Below are 13763 nucleotides of genomic sequence, written 5' to 3' on the forward strand. Positions count from 1 at the left end.
TAGGAGGAATGAATAAATGAGTAAAGTAATCGGAATTGACTTAGGGACAACAAACTCCTGCGTTGCAGTAATGGAAGGTGGAGAAGCGACAGTTATTCCTAACCCGGAAGGCAACCGCACCTCACCTTCAGTGGTAGCTTTTAAAGATGGAGAGCGTCAAGTAGGCGAGGTAGCAAAGCGTCAGGCTATTACTAACCCGAATACGATTCAGTCCATTAAACGCTACATGGGACAGGATTACAAAGTAACAGCAGAAGACAAAGAGTTCACCCCGCAGGAAATTTCTGCGATCATCCTCCAAAAGCTAAAAGCTGATGCAGAAAGCTACTTAGGAGAGGAAGTTTCAAAAGCTGTTATCACGGTTCCAGCTTACTTTAACGACTCTCAGCGTCAGGCAACAAAAGACGCAGGTCGCATTGCGGGGCTTGAAGTAGAACGTATTGTTAACGAGCCAACGGCAGCTTCCCTTGCTTACGGGCTTGAAGAAGAAAATGATCAAACCATCCTCGTTTATGACCTTGGTGGTGGAACGTTTGACGTTTCAGTACTTGAACTTGGAGATGGCTTTTTTGAAGTAAAAGCCACATCAGGCGATAACGAACTTGGCGGAGACGACTTTGACAACGTTATTATTGATCATTTAGCAGCTGAGTTTAAAAAAGAACAAGGAATTGACCTCTCTCAAGATAAAATGGCGATGCAGCGTCTTAAAGATGCAGCAGAAAAAGCGAAAAAAGACCTTTCTGGTGTGACACAAACGCAAATTTCTCTACCATTTATCACTGCAGACTCCAGTGGTCCAAAGCATTTGGAAATGACGTTAACCCGTGCGAAGTTTGATGAATTGTCTGCTCATCTTGTAGAAAAAACGATGGGACCAGCTCGCCGTGCCCTTCAAGATGCAGACCTAAGCGCAGGTGAAGTTGATAAAGTCATTCTTGTAGGTGGTTCCACTCGTATTCCAGCTGTGCAAGAAGCAATTAAAGGCCTTACTGGCAAAGACCCTCATAAAGGTGTTAATCCTGACGAAGTGGTAGCCCTAGGTGCTGCTGTTCAAGCAGGTGTTCTTGCAGGTGACGTTAAAGACGTAGTTCTTCTTGACGTAACTCCACTTTCACTTGGTATCGAAACAATGGGTGGTGTAACAACAAAGCTAATTGAACGGAATACAACAATTCCAACAAGCGAATCGCAGGTGTTCTCTACAGCTTCTGATAACCAGCCATCGGTTGATATTCATGTGTTGCAAGGAGAACGGGAAATGGCAGCGGACAACAAAACACTAGGCCGCTTCCAGCTTACTGATATTCCGCCAGCGCCGCGCGGTGTACCACAAATCGAGGTAGCATTTGATATTGATGCAAATGGTATCGTGAATGTTCGCGCTAAAGACCTTGGTACGAACAAAGAGCAGTCCATCACTATCACTTCTTCTTCCGGTCTCTCTGATGATGAGATTGAAGAAATGGTCCAACAGGCAGAAGAAAATGCTGAAGAAGATAAGCGCAAGAAAGAAGAAGCTGAACTTCGAAATGAAGCTGACCACCTTGTCTTCACTACTGAAAAAACGGTCTCAGATCTAGGCGAGGCAGTAGATGAAGCTGAAAAGGCTAAAGCAGAAGAAGCAAAAGATAAAGTGAAATCTGCTCTTGAAGGAGACGATCTTGAAGCGATCCGCACAGCTAAAGATGAACTTCAAGAAATTGTACAAAACTTATCTACCAAGCTTTATGAACAAGCAGCTCAGCAAGCAGAACAAGCACAAGGAGCTGAAGGAGCAGACCAGGCGCAAGACCAGGCAGAAGATGTAGTTGATGCTGATTACGAAGAAGTGAAAGACGACGATAATAACGAGCAAAAGTAAGCAGCAGGCGAAAAGTCAAAGTCAGGAATTCTTGGCTTTGACTTTTGCTTGTTTCACTTGAACTAATTTCTGCGGCTTAGCAGCGTGATGAGGCGTTGCCAGCTATGAGAGCGGATGGTAGCATTATGATTATGCACGAAAAACGGGAGTGAGTGGACGCTATGAGTAAGCGGGACTTTTATGAGGTGCTTGGCGTCAGTCAGGATGCCAGCCAAGATGAAATAAAGAAAGCTTATAAAAAGCTAGCACGGAAGTATCATCCAGATGTGAACCAAGAAGAAGGTGCGGAAGATAAATTTAAAGAAGTTAAATCAGCGTATGACACGTTAAGTGATTCGCAGAAACGAGCGCATTATGACCGGTTTGGCCACAGCGACCCCAATCAAGGTATGGGCGGTGGAGGCGCCGGTGACTTTGGCGGCTTTGGCGATATCTTTGATATGTTCTTTGGCGGTGGCGGGGGCGGCCGCCGCGACCCAAATGCCCCGCGACAAGGAGCAGACCTGCAATATACAATGACTGTGGAATTTAAAGAAGCTGTTTTCGGTACAGAAACAGAAATAGAGATTCCGCGGGAAGATGATTGTGAAACATGTAATGGCAGCGGAGCAAAGCCTGGAACGAGCCCAGAAACGTGTTCAAAATGTGGAGGCGCCGGTCAGTTAAATATTGAGCAAAATACGCCATTTGGCCGTGTTGTCAACCGCCGTGTGTGTGACCAGTGTCAAGGAAAAGGTCAGACGATTAAACAAAAATGTTCTACATGTCATGGATCAGGCAAAACTCGCCGCCGTCAAAAGCTGAATGTAAAAGTGCCTGCCGGTATTGATCACGGTCAGCAAATGCGCATGGCTGGGCAAGGAGAACCAGGGAAAAATGGTGGCCCTTCAGGAGATTTGTATATTGTATTTAACGTACAAACTCATGAATTTTTTGATCGGGACGGCGATGATATCTTCTGTGATATGCCGATCACATTTGCTCAAGCTGCACTTGGGGATGAGATTGAAGTACCAACTCTTGACAGCAAAGTGAAACTGAAAATCCCTGCCGGAACGCAAACAGGGAGAAGTTTCCGCTTGAAAGATAAAGGTGTTCCGAATGTTCATGGACGAGGCACCGGAGACCAGATGGTGAAAATTCGGGTCATCACACCAAACAACCTTACCGACCGACAAAAAGAACTGCTGCGTGAATTTGCGGAAATCGGTGGAGAAGAGCAAGTAGACGAACAAAACGAAAACTTTTTCGCTAAGGTGAAACGTGCCTTTCGAGGCGAATAAGGGTCGCAACTAGCAAGAGGCTTTCACTCGATTTAGGGTGAAAGCCATTGTTACGTCAAAGAGTAATGTTATAAGCTTGCTGTAAAAGGAAGGGTATTGGCTAGATAACACGTTCCAAGTTGCTTAGTAACGCATTTAATGTAAATATAGGGGCATAAGCAAGCAGCTGATTGTTTCTATAAAATTCAGGGGCTTAAAAGATTAGTTCAGGTGTCAAAGGTAGCCCGAAACCGGAATATGTGAGATTGCTGCGGACAAAGTGAGCATATTCCAGCTGCTTTTCGTTAAGAACTGACTTATGGAATGTCCCTTTGATACGGGGTGGAGTTTACGTGAAGTGGACTGAATTCAGAGTACATACAAAAAATGAGGCAGTGGAAGCAATATCGAATATTTTACACGAAGCAGGTGCAAGCGGTGTTGTGATTGAGGATGCCACAGACTTAACCAGAGGTTTCGATTCCCCAGAAGGAGAATGGGTAGAGCTTTCGCCTGAAGATTATCCTGAGGAAGGGGTTGTAGTGAAATCCTATTTTCCGGAATCTAGTCACCTCCAAGAAACAGTCGAGGGTGTTCAGCATTCTATCAATGAACTAAGTCATTACGGATTAGATATTGGAGCAAACGTCGTGACGCTATCTGAGGTAGAGGAGGAAGATTGGGCTCACGCCTGGAAAAAATACTACAAACCAGTCAAGGTAACAAGCGAACTAACCATCGCTCCTTCCTGGGAAAACTATACACCGTTTTCAAGCGAAGAGAAGGTAATCGAGCTAGATCCTGGCATGGCTTTTGGAACAGGTACTCATCCGTCAACCCTTCTCTCATTGACTGCTTTAGAAGAAACCGTGCAGAAACAAGATGAAGTAATTGATGTAGGTACAGGTTCTGGTATTTTAAGCATAGCGGCTGCTCTATACGGCGCTAAGAATGTGCGTGCTTTTGACGTTGATGAAGTGGCGGTGCGCACGGCGAAAGAAAATATAGAGCTAAATGGCGTAAGTAGTACTGTATTGGTTGAGCATAAAAACTTACTGGCGGATATGAAGGCACAAGCAGACGTAGTTGTAGCAAATATCTTGGCTGAAGTTATTTTGCGGTTGGTTAACGATGCAAGGGCCAATTTGAAAACAGGAGGCTCCTTTATTACCTCAGGCATCATCCGCCGTAAAAAAGAAGAAGTGCGAGAAGCTTTAACAGCTGGAGGCTTTGAAATAGTAGAAGTATTGGAAATGGAAGACTGGGTTACGTTTATTGCAAAAGCAGTTTGATTATATAGGTTGGCAGGGAGTGGGTCGTGCATGCAGCGTTATTTTGTCGCACCGAAGCAGTTTAACGGTGAAGAGGTAGTGATTACAGGCGAGGATGTAAAGCACATCTCGAAAGTCATGCGAATGAAAGAAGAAGACCGGATTATTTGTTTGGACAATCAAGGCTTTGCTGGTGAATATACCATTCATGCTATTACTGAAGGAGAAGTACTTGCTACCTTGGCTAGACCTTTAGCGAAATCAACCGAGCTGCCTCTTTATGTTACAGTTGTTTCGGGACTTTCAAAAGGGGACAAATTTGAACAAGTGCTGCAAAAGGGAACAGAATTGGGCGCCTCTTCATTTTCCCCTTATAAAGCAGCGCGTTCTGTAGTAAAATGGGAAGATAAAAAGGCTAATAAAAAACTTGCTCGCTATCAAAAAATTGTTAAAGAAGCAGCTGAACAATCAGAGCGTACATTGATTCCAACTGTGACAGAAGCAAAAACGTTTCAGGAAGTTCTTTATTTAGCTGAATCTTATGATGACGCGTGGTTGATTTATGAAGAAACAGCAAGAGCAGATGAGCATATTAACCTGTCTGAGAGACTGTCTCAGTTGAAAATGAATCAGTCTCTACTGATCATGGTTGGACCTGAGGGTGGGGTCTCCCAAGCAGAAGCTGACCAGGCGATGTCAGCAGGGTTTCATCCAATCAGTTTAGGACCGCGCATATTACGAACTGAAACAGCACCCCAATATGTCCTTTCGGTGCTTAGTTATTATTTTGAATGTATGAGGTGAAAAAAATGGCAACTGTTGCATTTCACACACTCGGTTGCAAAGTTAATCATTACGAAACCGAAGCAATTTGGCATTTGTTTCAACAGGAAGGCTATGAAAAAACAGACTTTTCAAGTCATGCCGATGTTTACGTCATAAACACGTGTACGGTCACAAATACAGGGGACAAAAAAAGCCGTCAAGTGATACGAAGAGCGATCCGAAAAAACCCGGATGCCGTGATTTGCGTAACTGGCTGTTATGCACAAACTTCACCGGCAGAGGTTATGGAGATCCCAGGAGTAGACATTGTAGTTGGTACACAGGATCGGGCAAAAATGATTCCTTACATTGAACAGTTTAAACAGGAACGAAAGCCAATCAATGCTGTTACAAATATTATGAAAAATCGAGTATATGAAGAATTGGATGTGCCAGATTTCTCCAATAGAACTCGGGCTTCCTTAAAGATTCAAGAGGGTTGTAATAATTTTTGTACCTTCTGTATTATACCTTGGGCTAGAGGTTTGCTTCGTTCCAGACAGCCGGATGAAGTGCTTGCCCAAGCTGAACAGTTAGTAGAGGCAGGGTACCAGGAAATTGTGCTAACAGGCATTCATACTGGCGGCTATGGTGAAGATTTCAAATCATACAATTTTGCCAACCTCCTGAGTGACTTAGAGAAAATTGAAGGGCTGAAGCGACTTAGAATTTCTTCTATAGAAGCGAGCCAAATAACAGATGAAGTGATTGGAGTGATTGATCGCTCTGATAAAATTGTGAACCATTTGCACATTCCGCTTCAGGCAGGGTCGGATACGGTGCTTAAACGGATGCGCCGCAAATATACCACGGCCTATTACAAAGAACGTGTCCAGCATTTAAAAAAGGCACTTCCAGATTTAGCCGTAACAACAGATGTGATCGTCGGTTTCCCGGGGGAGACCGAGGAAGAATTTCAAGAAACCTATCAATTCATCTCCGAGCTTGGTTATTCTGAGCTCCATGTTTTTCCTTATTCCAAGCGAACAGGTACACCAGCTGCACGTATGGAGGAGCAAGTTGACCCGGACATTAAGAATACCCGTGTCCATCAGCTAATTGAGTTATCAAACCAGCTGGCAAAAGAGTATGCAGCTCGTCATGAAGGAGAAGTATTAGAAGTCATTCCTGAAGAAGGAGATGCCGAAAAAAATGACGATGGCTTCCTTACTGGATATACGAGCAATTACATGAAAATCAGGTTTGAAGGGCCGCGGTCATTAATTGGAGAACGAGTACAAGTTAAAGTGACTAAATCAGGTTACCCAGTTAATGAAGGCACTTTCGTCCGAGTAGTTGATAGTGTGGCTCTTTCAAGTTAATAAACCCTATTCAGAATAATTTATAGGAAAGGTGTTTTTTATGTCTGCAGAAATTTCACAAACGATTGATCATACGCTGTTAAAACCAGAAGCAACTAAAGAACAAGTACAAAGGCTTATAAATGAAGCAAAAGAAAACAGCTTTGCTGCAGTTTGCGTGAACCCTTCTTATGTAGCTTTAGCGGCAGAGGAATTAAAGGGCACCGCTGTAGAGGTTTGTACGGTAATTGGTTTTCCACTTGGGGCAACCACCACGGAAGTAAAACAATACGAAACGAAACAAATGGTAGCAGCTGGTGCTACTGAAATTGATATGGTAATCAATATCGGGGCGCTAAAATCCGGCGACGATGAGCTGGTGAAAAAAGATATCCAGGCTGTGGTGGAAGCATCCAAGGAAGGCGCGGCTATCACTAAAGTAATCATTGAAACAGCGCTCTTATCTGATGAAGAAAAAGAAAAGGCCTGCAAACTTTCTGTTGAAGCTGGAGCAGAATTTGTGAAAACCTCGACTGGATTTGCTGGTGGAGGCGCTACACTTGAAGACGTTAAATTAATGCGCGAAGTGGTAGGGGACAAGGCAGAAGTAAAAGCAAGCGGTGGCATACGAGATACACAAACAGCTTTAGCTATGCTTCAGGCGGGCGCGGATCGGATCGGGGCAAGCGCCAGTGTAAGTATTGTTGAAAACGTATAATATATGAATGAATACTTGTATTTTTTTTGATCGTGCTTTATAATTTGTAACCATGGAGTTCAATGAGACTCTTGTTACACCATGAGTGATCGGTTGTACTGGAGGGAGGGATTCAGAATGGCTGAAACACGAATTAAAAAAAATGAGTCAATTGATGCGGCTCTTCGCCGTTTCAAAAAAGACCTTTCCAAAGAAGGAAAAATGGCAGAAGTTAAAAAGCGTAAGCATTATGAAAAGCCCAGCATTAAGCGCAAGAAAAAGTCCGAAGCAGCACGTAAACGTAAGTATTAAGTAACTACGAACGTTTATAGGAATGGGGTCATTAAATCTGACCTTCATCTGTTGAGGCAATTGCTTAGTCTAGAAGATGGAGGCTTATAAGATTTATGGCTCATACATCGTTGATGAATGTAGACATGAATCCCTCCATGAATATAAATATGTTTTTCCAATAGGTATAAAACATTAGGAAGACATGTAACACAGGCGAAAATGTCTCTATCAGCGAACCGGGCGTCTAAGCGCTAAACCTCTTCTTACATTGGTAGGAAGAGGTTTTTAATGTTTTTATTGATTTTTTTAACGACAGTTCTGGGGAAGTTAGAATAAAATGCATCAACTAGTAGAAGGTTACAAGCCGCAAGCATCTCAAACAGACAATAAAAATTAACTTATGATACAATTAAAAAAATGAAACATTATCGGGTTTTATCCCGTAACAAAATAAAGCTGGATGCTCGCCGTATTTGCGGGAGGCAGCCTAGGGCAATGGAGTAATAGGGACGGGCTGGCTTAAAGAGATGGCAGGGGGGTGAATGTGATGAAACTGTTTAGAATTTTAATGTATCTGATGGTTATAATGATAGCAGCCAGTTCTTACTCGTTGGGCCTCCATGCGCAGGAAACTGAGGAAATTCACGAAAACTCTGTTCACTTTGTACCTGTAGAACAAACTGTAGAACGAGGATTAGAGTCTTTTTTAGATCGTTCGATTGATACAGCTGTCGAAGAAGGTGCGGACCATGTCGTACTTGAAATTGACACACCAGGGGGAGCGGTTGATGCTGCAGGTAATATTGCACAAATCGTGCGGAATGCGGAAGTCCCTACTACTGCTTTTGTTACGGGAGAAGCCATGTCAGCTGGGGCTTATATCGCTTTAAATGCCAACCAAATCGTGATGGCACCGGGCACTACAATGGGATCGGCTCAGGTGGTTGATGGGACTGGAAATGCTGCTGAAACGAAAGCACAATCAGCCTGGGTATCTAATATGGTTGGCGCAGCAGAGAATAATGACCGTGATCCTCAATACGCTGAAGCAATGGCTAACCCTGATCTAGTGATCGAAGAATTGAATGTTGGAGAAGGCGATCTGCTTACACTTACTTCATCTCAGGCTTTAGAGGTGGGGTATGCGGAAGAGGTGGCTAATGACCGGGAACAGCTTCTGCAATTTTTAGAGATGGAAGAGGCGGAAATCGTCGAAAGTGAAGTAAGTTTTGCTGAACAAATTGCCCGCTTCGTTACAAGTCCTGTTGTAATCCCAATTCTGTTATCGCTTGGAAGTATTGGCTTGGTTTTAGAGCTATTTTCCCCTGGATTTGGCATACCCGGTCTTTTAGGATTAAGTTCATTATTGTTATTTTTCTTTGGGCATCTTATCGCAGGGTTTGCAGGCATGGAAACGATTATTTTATTCATTGCTGGTGTTATCTTACTCCTTGTCGAAGTCTTTTTCCCGGGGTTTGGGATATTTGGAATATTGGGTGTTGGCGCGGTGATAACAAGTATGCTGCTGGCATCATTCTCGACTGTTTATATGCTGCTGGCCATATTAATTGCTGCCATTGTTTCCGGGGTGGTAGCTGTAATTTTATTTAAATATTTTGGTCAGAGAGGCCCGATGAAACGAATGGTGCTCCATGATGCGACCACAACAGATGAAGGATATATATCTAACGAATCTCGCGCAGAAATTGTAGGGCAGATCGGAGAGACTATTACCCCGCTCAGACCGGCTGGGTCAATGATTCTTAATGACGAGCGTCTTGACGTCGTGAGTGAAGGAGGATATATTGAACAAGGCAGGAAAGCAAAGGTAGTCTCAGCTGTTGGGTCTAGAATTATCGTGCGAGAGGTTGCCGCGGAACAAGAATTGAATCATGAATAGAGGAGGATTTTAAGAATGGATGGTTTACCAGTAGAAATTACAGTACTTATTGTAGTAGCCATTGTCGTAATTTTGCTAGCTGTACTATTTACATTTGTACCAGTTATGCTCTGGATTTCCGCATTAGCTGCGGGGGTTAAGCTTAGTATATTTTCACTTGTCGGGATGAGGTTGCGCCGAGTCATTCCAGCCCGCGTTGTAAATCCGTTGATTAAAGCTGAAAAAGCTGGCCTGAAACTTGCGTTGAACAAGTTGGAAGGGCATTACTTGGCAGGTGGTAATGTAGACCGCGTTGTAAACGCCTTGATTGCAGCGCAGCGTGCAAATATCGATCTTTCTTTTGAACGATGTGCGGCGATTGATTTGGCTGGCCGTGACGTGTTAGAAGCGGTACAGATGAGTGTAAATCCTAAAGTTATTGAAACTCCGTTTATTGCTGGTGTAGCGATGGATGGGATTGAAGTGAAGGCAAAAGCACGAATTACAGTTCGAGCCAATATCGATAGGCTTGTTGGTGGTGCCGGTGAAGATACAGTCATTGCTCGTGTAGGGGAAGGTATTGTATCGACTATTGGTTCCTCTGAGCGGCATAAAGATGTATTGGAGAACCCGGATATGATCTCGCAAACTGTTCTTGCTAAAGGTCTTGATTCCGGCACAGCTTTTGAAATTCTATCAATTGATATTGCAGATATTGACATTGGCAAGAACATTGGTGCAGAACTACAGACTGACCAAGCTGACGCGGATAAGATGATTGCACAAGCTAAAGCCGAAGAGCGCCGCGCTATGGCCGTTGCCCAAGAACAAGAAATGAAAGCTCGCGTAGAAGAAATGCGCGCGAAAGTGGTTGAAGCTGAAGCTGAAGTACCAATGGCTATGGCTGAGGCCCTTAAATCCGGAAACCTTGGCGTGATGGATTATATGAACATGCAAAACGTCATGGCTGATACCGATATGCGTGAGTCAATCGGCAAAGCAACCGGTGATGATGGAGATGAGACGAACCCAACGACTAAAGGAAAATCATAATTATTAAAACACGGACCCACGCGTTGACCGTTTAGGAAAGGTGGTTCGTAGGTGGAAGAATTATTGCAGTTTTTGTTTGCGAATATCTTCTGGATTATACTTTTACTTGGTGGGCTGTTTAGTGTTTTTAACCGCCAATCAGGCAATCAAGAGAGGCAGTCTGGAGAACAACAAAGAAGAACGTCAAATCAGCCGCAGAGCCAAGATGGTAATCGAAGAGAGCCTGTCGATTGGCGGGAGCTTATGCGAGAAGTTCAAGGTAAAGAATCAGACGATCATCCCACTTCACGCGCTCCTGAGCGAGGGTCTCCCATCAATTCAAGCCCAAGAGAAGCTGGGGATCAATCCTCTTCTCATGAAGCTGCAGAAGCTGAGCAGACCTCAAAAGCTCACCAAGAATATAATGAACAAATGGAACAGTTAAAGCGTAAAAAGCAAGAAGCAAAAGAAAAGCTGGCGAATGAAGGCGGGCTAGGTGAAGCCATTGATGATTCAGGTCTTCTTAAGGAAGCTAAAAGCCGGATTGCGTCTTCTGCTCAAGTCGACCTGGAACTAGAGAAACTCTCCAAAGACGAAGCTATGAAAGGCTTTATCTGGTCGGAAGTTTTTGGTGAGCCGCGGGCCAAAAAGCCATACCATACTGGGAAGTTATATAATCCGCGCCGAAGAAGCTGAGATGAATCTCAGCTTCTTTTTTTCATCTATGGGGAGGGCTCCCTAATCTTTTAGGAGAGCTACTTTTTTCTTTAAAAGCAAAGAATCGTAAAGGTGGAGTGCTAGCTTATTTTTAAAATGCATACGTTTTAAAGAGAAAGGGGAGCCGGCTCATGAATTTTTCTTCTAGATGGAAAAAAGCAATCGTTAAACGGCTCGATATCCCTCAAGATACGTTGCTTGACGTAACACGCGTGACGTGGATCGATAACGGTGAGCTGTTTATAGAAAATTACCTAGGAATTCAAACATTTACGTCAGAATCCATCGTTCTTTTACTTGATGAAGGTGAAATACGAGTAGAAGGAGTACATCTTGAATTGAAATCAGTACGAAAAGGTGAATTAAAAATAACAGGCCGTATTCAGGCAGTGAAAAGAATAGAGGAGGAGAAAGGGCGTTGGGTTTGAATCCATTACACAATAGCGGAAAAGTAGAAATTTATATTCAAGGTGAATCTATTGATGGATTGTTAAATACTTGTTTGCGGGAAGGTATCGTATTATTTGATGTTGAACGTTTGAAAGATTACGAGTGGCGTTGCTGGGTCTATCCGAAAGACATTAAAAAGCTCCGTCATCTTATTAAGCCTCACCAATGCAGCATGCGTTTTGGGAAAAGGGTAGGACTTTTCTTTTGGTTAATGGGATTAATGAAGCGAAAAAGCTTTGTGGCAGGCTTTTTCTTTTTTATAGCTCTGATTTATACAAGCTCACAATTTGTTTGGTCTGTTGATGTTAGCGGAGGGGATAAAGATATTCAGCATGAGGTTCAACAGTGGGCAACTTCCCAGGGGATTGAACCAGGAGCCTGGCAATTTAGACTGCCATCTAACGAAGACATTCAACGAAATTTGCTCCAGGAAGTAGAGGGAGTGGTTTGGGTAGGGATCGACAGCCGGGGGACGAGCTATCATTTTCAAATCGTTGAAGAGACTTTGCCCGACCCAAGAGAAGAAGCGGACGTTCAAAATATCGTCTCCACCAAGACTGCTGTGATTCACAATATTTATGCGGAGCATGGTGTTCCTGTTGTAGAACCCCAGCAATTTGTCAACCGAGGAGACCTTTTAATTTCAGGCAATTTAGTATTTGATAAAACACAAGATGAAGAAGATACCGAACCAGTGCTAGCAAGCGCAGAAGGAGAAGTAATTGGAGAAGTATGGTATAAAATGGATGTCAGTTTACCTTTGGAACGAAATGTGCGTACTTTGACCGGGGAAGCACATTCAGAATACCATCTTGTCGGCTGGGACCATTCCCTGCCGGTATGGGGTTTCTTTAACGAAACTGAAGTGTCCCAGGCTTTAAAAGGTGTGGAAGAGACGAACTGGAGTTTGTTTGGATATGATTTGCCGTTCCAAATTCAAAAAGAGACGTTTTATGATACTCAAGTTGAGGATATTCTAGAAGATAAGGAAGCAGTTATAAGGACTGTCCAAGAACTAGGTCGGTATATGTTACGTAAACAACTGCCAGAAGAGGGAGAAATCAAGGGGGAAAATATTTTGCACACGGAGGTAGACAATGGTAAAGTAAACGTATCAGTTCACTACCGGGTGCATGAAGATATCTCCCGGCAAGTACCGATTACACAAGGAGAATGAGACGATTGACTGATCTACATCGTAATGTAATAGAGCTTGATATAAGAGATGCGAATGAAATGAGAGCGTTGTTTGGACCTGGTGACGTCCATTTAAAAAGACTGGAAGAAAAACTGAGCGTTTCCATCATTACGCGCGGAGAAGCGCTTGTAGTGACCGGGGAAGAACAGCAGGAAAAAGTAGTTACTGATGTTTTAGATGCGTTGAAACACCTTCTCCGCAATGGTGTTCATATATCAGAGCGGGATGTATTGTACGCTGTTCAGTTAAAGATAGAAGATAAACTGGACCAACTTTATGAATTATATCAAGAACAGATTGCCATGAATGCAAAGGGAAAACCCATCTTAGTGAAGACCCTTGGACAGAAGGAGTACGTCGACGCGATTCGAAGTAAGGATATGGTCTTTGGGATTGGTCCGGCTGGAACAGGAAAGACGTACTTGGCAGTTGTCATGGCAGTTGCTGCTTTAAAAGAAGGTTCTGTTCAGCGGATTGTATTAACGCGTCCGGCCGTCGAAGCAGGCGAGAATCTTGGATTTCTGCCTGGTGACCTAAAAGAAAAGGTCGACCCTTATTTGCGGCCGTTGTATGATGCACTCCATGACATATTTGGCGCAGACCATACAGCAAGGTTAATGGAAAGAGGGACCATAGAAGTTGCTCCCCTAGCCTATATGCGCGGCCGCACATTAGACGATGCATTTGTGATTTTAGATGAAGCTCAAAACACCACCGGTGAACAGATCAAAATGTTTTTGACCCGTTTGGGCTTCGGTTCAAAAATGATTATTAATGGAGACCTTACTCAAGTTGACTTGCCGCGGGGGCAGCGCTCTGGGCTCCGTGTTGCGCTAGATGTATTAAAACATGTTGATGAGATTGGTTTTATCTATCTGCAAGGAACAGATGTGGTACGTCATACGATTGTACAAAGCATTTTAGCAGCTTATGAAAAAGCAGAAGACCAAACGTAAGTAAATGAGGTGCTGCA

13 protein-coding genes are annotated in these 13763 nt (G+C 43.6%); all 13 read left to right on the forward strand.

What is annotated here, in order from left to right:
- Positions 1–16: 16 nt before the first annotated feature.
- The gene (gene dnaK, locus D469_RS0112360) at positions 17–1864 is read left to right on the forward strand and encodes a molecular chaperone DnaK (RefSeq protein WP_018923707.1); all 1848 of its coding nucleotides are present in this window, start codon (positions 17–19) and stop codon (positions 1862–1864) included.
- A 161-nt stretch (positions 1865–2025) separates the two neighbouring features.
- Positions 2026–3147 (forward strand): molecular chaperone DnaJ, encoded by a 1122-nt coding sequence (gene dnaJ, locus D469_RS0112365; protein WP_018923708.1) that lies wholly within the window; start codon positions 2026–2028, stop codon positions 3145–3147.
- A 332-nt stretch (positions 3148–3479) separates the two neighbouring features.
- Positions 3480–4418 carry a 50S ribosomal protein L11 methyltransferase gene (gene prmA, locus D469_RS0112370; protein WP_018923709.1) on the forward strand — a complete coding sequence of 313 codons (939 nt, stop codon included), beginning with the start codon at positions 3480–3482 and terminating at the stop codon, positions 4416–4418.
- A gap of 30 nt (positions 4419–4448) precedes the next feature.
- A complete protein-coding gene (locus tag D469_RS0112375) occupies positions 4449–5201 on the forward strand; it encodes a 16S rRNA (uracil(1498)-N(3))-methyltransferase (RefSeq protein ID WP_018923710.1) in 753 nt (250 codons plus the stop codon).
- A gap of 5 nt (positions 5202–5206) precedes the next feature.
- Positions 5207–6544 (forward strand): tRNA (N(6)-L-threonylcarbamoyladenosine(37)-C(2))-methylthiotransferase MtaB, encoded by a 1338-nt coding sequence (gene mtaB / locus D469_RS0112380; RefSeq protein ID WP_018923711.1) that lies wholly within the window; start codon positions 5207–5209, stop codon positions 6542–6544.
- Between the two features lie 40 nt (positions 6545–6584).
- Positions 6585–7241 carry a deoxyribose-phosphate aldolase gene (deoC, locus tag D469_RS0112385; RefSeq protein ID WP_018923712.1) on the forward strand — a complete coding sequence of 219 codons (657 nt, stop codon included), beginning with the start codon at positions 6585–6587 and terminating at the stop codon, positions 7239–7241.
- A gap of 117 nt (positions 7242–7358) precedes the next feature.
- Positions 7359–7532, forward strand: a complete 174-nt coding sequence (gene rpsU, locus D469_RS0112390; RefSeq protein WP_018923713.1) for a 30S ribosomal protein S21 — start codon at positions 7359–7361, stop codon at positions 7530–7532.
- A 529-nt stretch (positions 7533–8061) separates the two neighbouring features.
- Positions 8062–9414, forward strand: coding sequence for an NfeD family protein (locus tag D469_RS0112395; RefSeq protein WP_018923714.1), 1353 nt, complete (start codon positions 8062–8064; stop codon positions 9412–9414).
- Positions 9415–9429: 15 nt separating this feature from the next.
- On the forward strand, positions 9430–10446 hold the full coding sequence (gene floA / locus D469_RS0112400) for a flotillin-like protein FloA (protein WP_018923715.1): 1017 nt from the start codon (positions 9430–9432) through the stop codon (positions 10444–10446).
- A gap of 51 nt (positions 10447–10497) precedes the next feature.
- Positions 10498–11121: a hypothetical protein gene (locus D469_RS0112405; protein ID WP_018923716.1), complete on the forward strand. Its 624-nt coding sequence runs from the start codon at positions 10498–10500 to the stop codon at positions 11119–11121.
- Positions 11122–11273: 152 nt separating this feature from the next.
- Complete coding sequence (locus D469_RS0112410; RefSeq protein ID WP_018923717.1) at positions 11274–11570, forward strand: YabP/YqfC family sporulation protein; 297 nt, start codon at positions 11274–11276, stop codon at positions 11568–11570.
- On the forward strand, positions 11561–12769 hold the full coding sequence (gene yqfD / locus D469_RS0112415) for a sporulation protein YqfD (protein ID WP_018923718.1): 1209 nt from the start codon (positions 11561–11563) through the stop codon (positions 12767–12769). Before D469_RS0112410 ends, yqfD begins: the two co-directional genes overlap by 10 nt.
- Positions 12766–13746 carry a PhoH family protein gene (locus D469_RS0112420; protein WP_040606839.1) on the forward strand — a complete coding sequence of 327 codons (981 nt, stop codon included), beginning with the start codon at positions 12766–12768 and terminating at the stop codon, positions 13744–13746. Before yqfD ends, D469_RS0112420 begins: the two co-directional genes overlap by 4 nt.
- The last annotated feature ends 17 nt before the right edge of the window (positions 13747–13763 follow it).

This window comes from Salsuginibacillus kocurii DSM 18087, assembly GCF_000377705.1.
Lineage (GTDB): Bacteria > Bacillota > Bacilli > Bacillales > Marinococcaceae > Salsuginibacillus > Salsuginibacillus kocurii.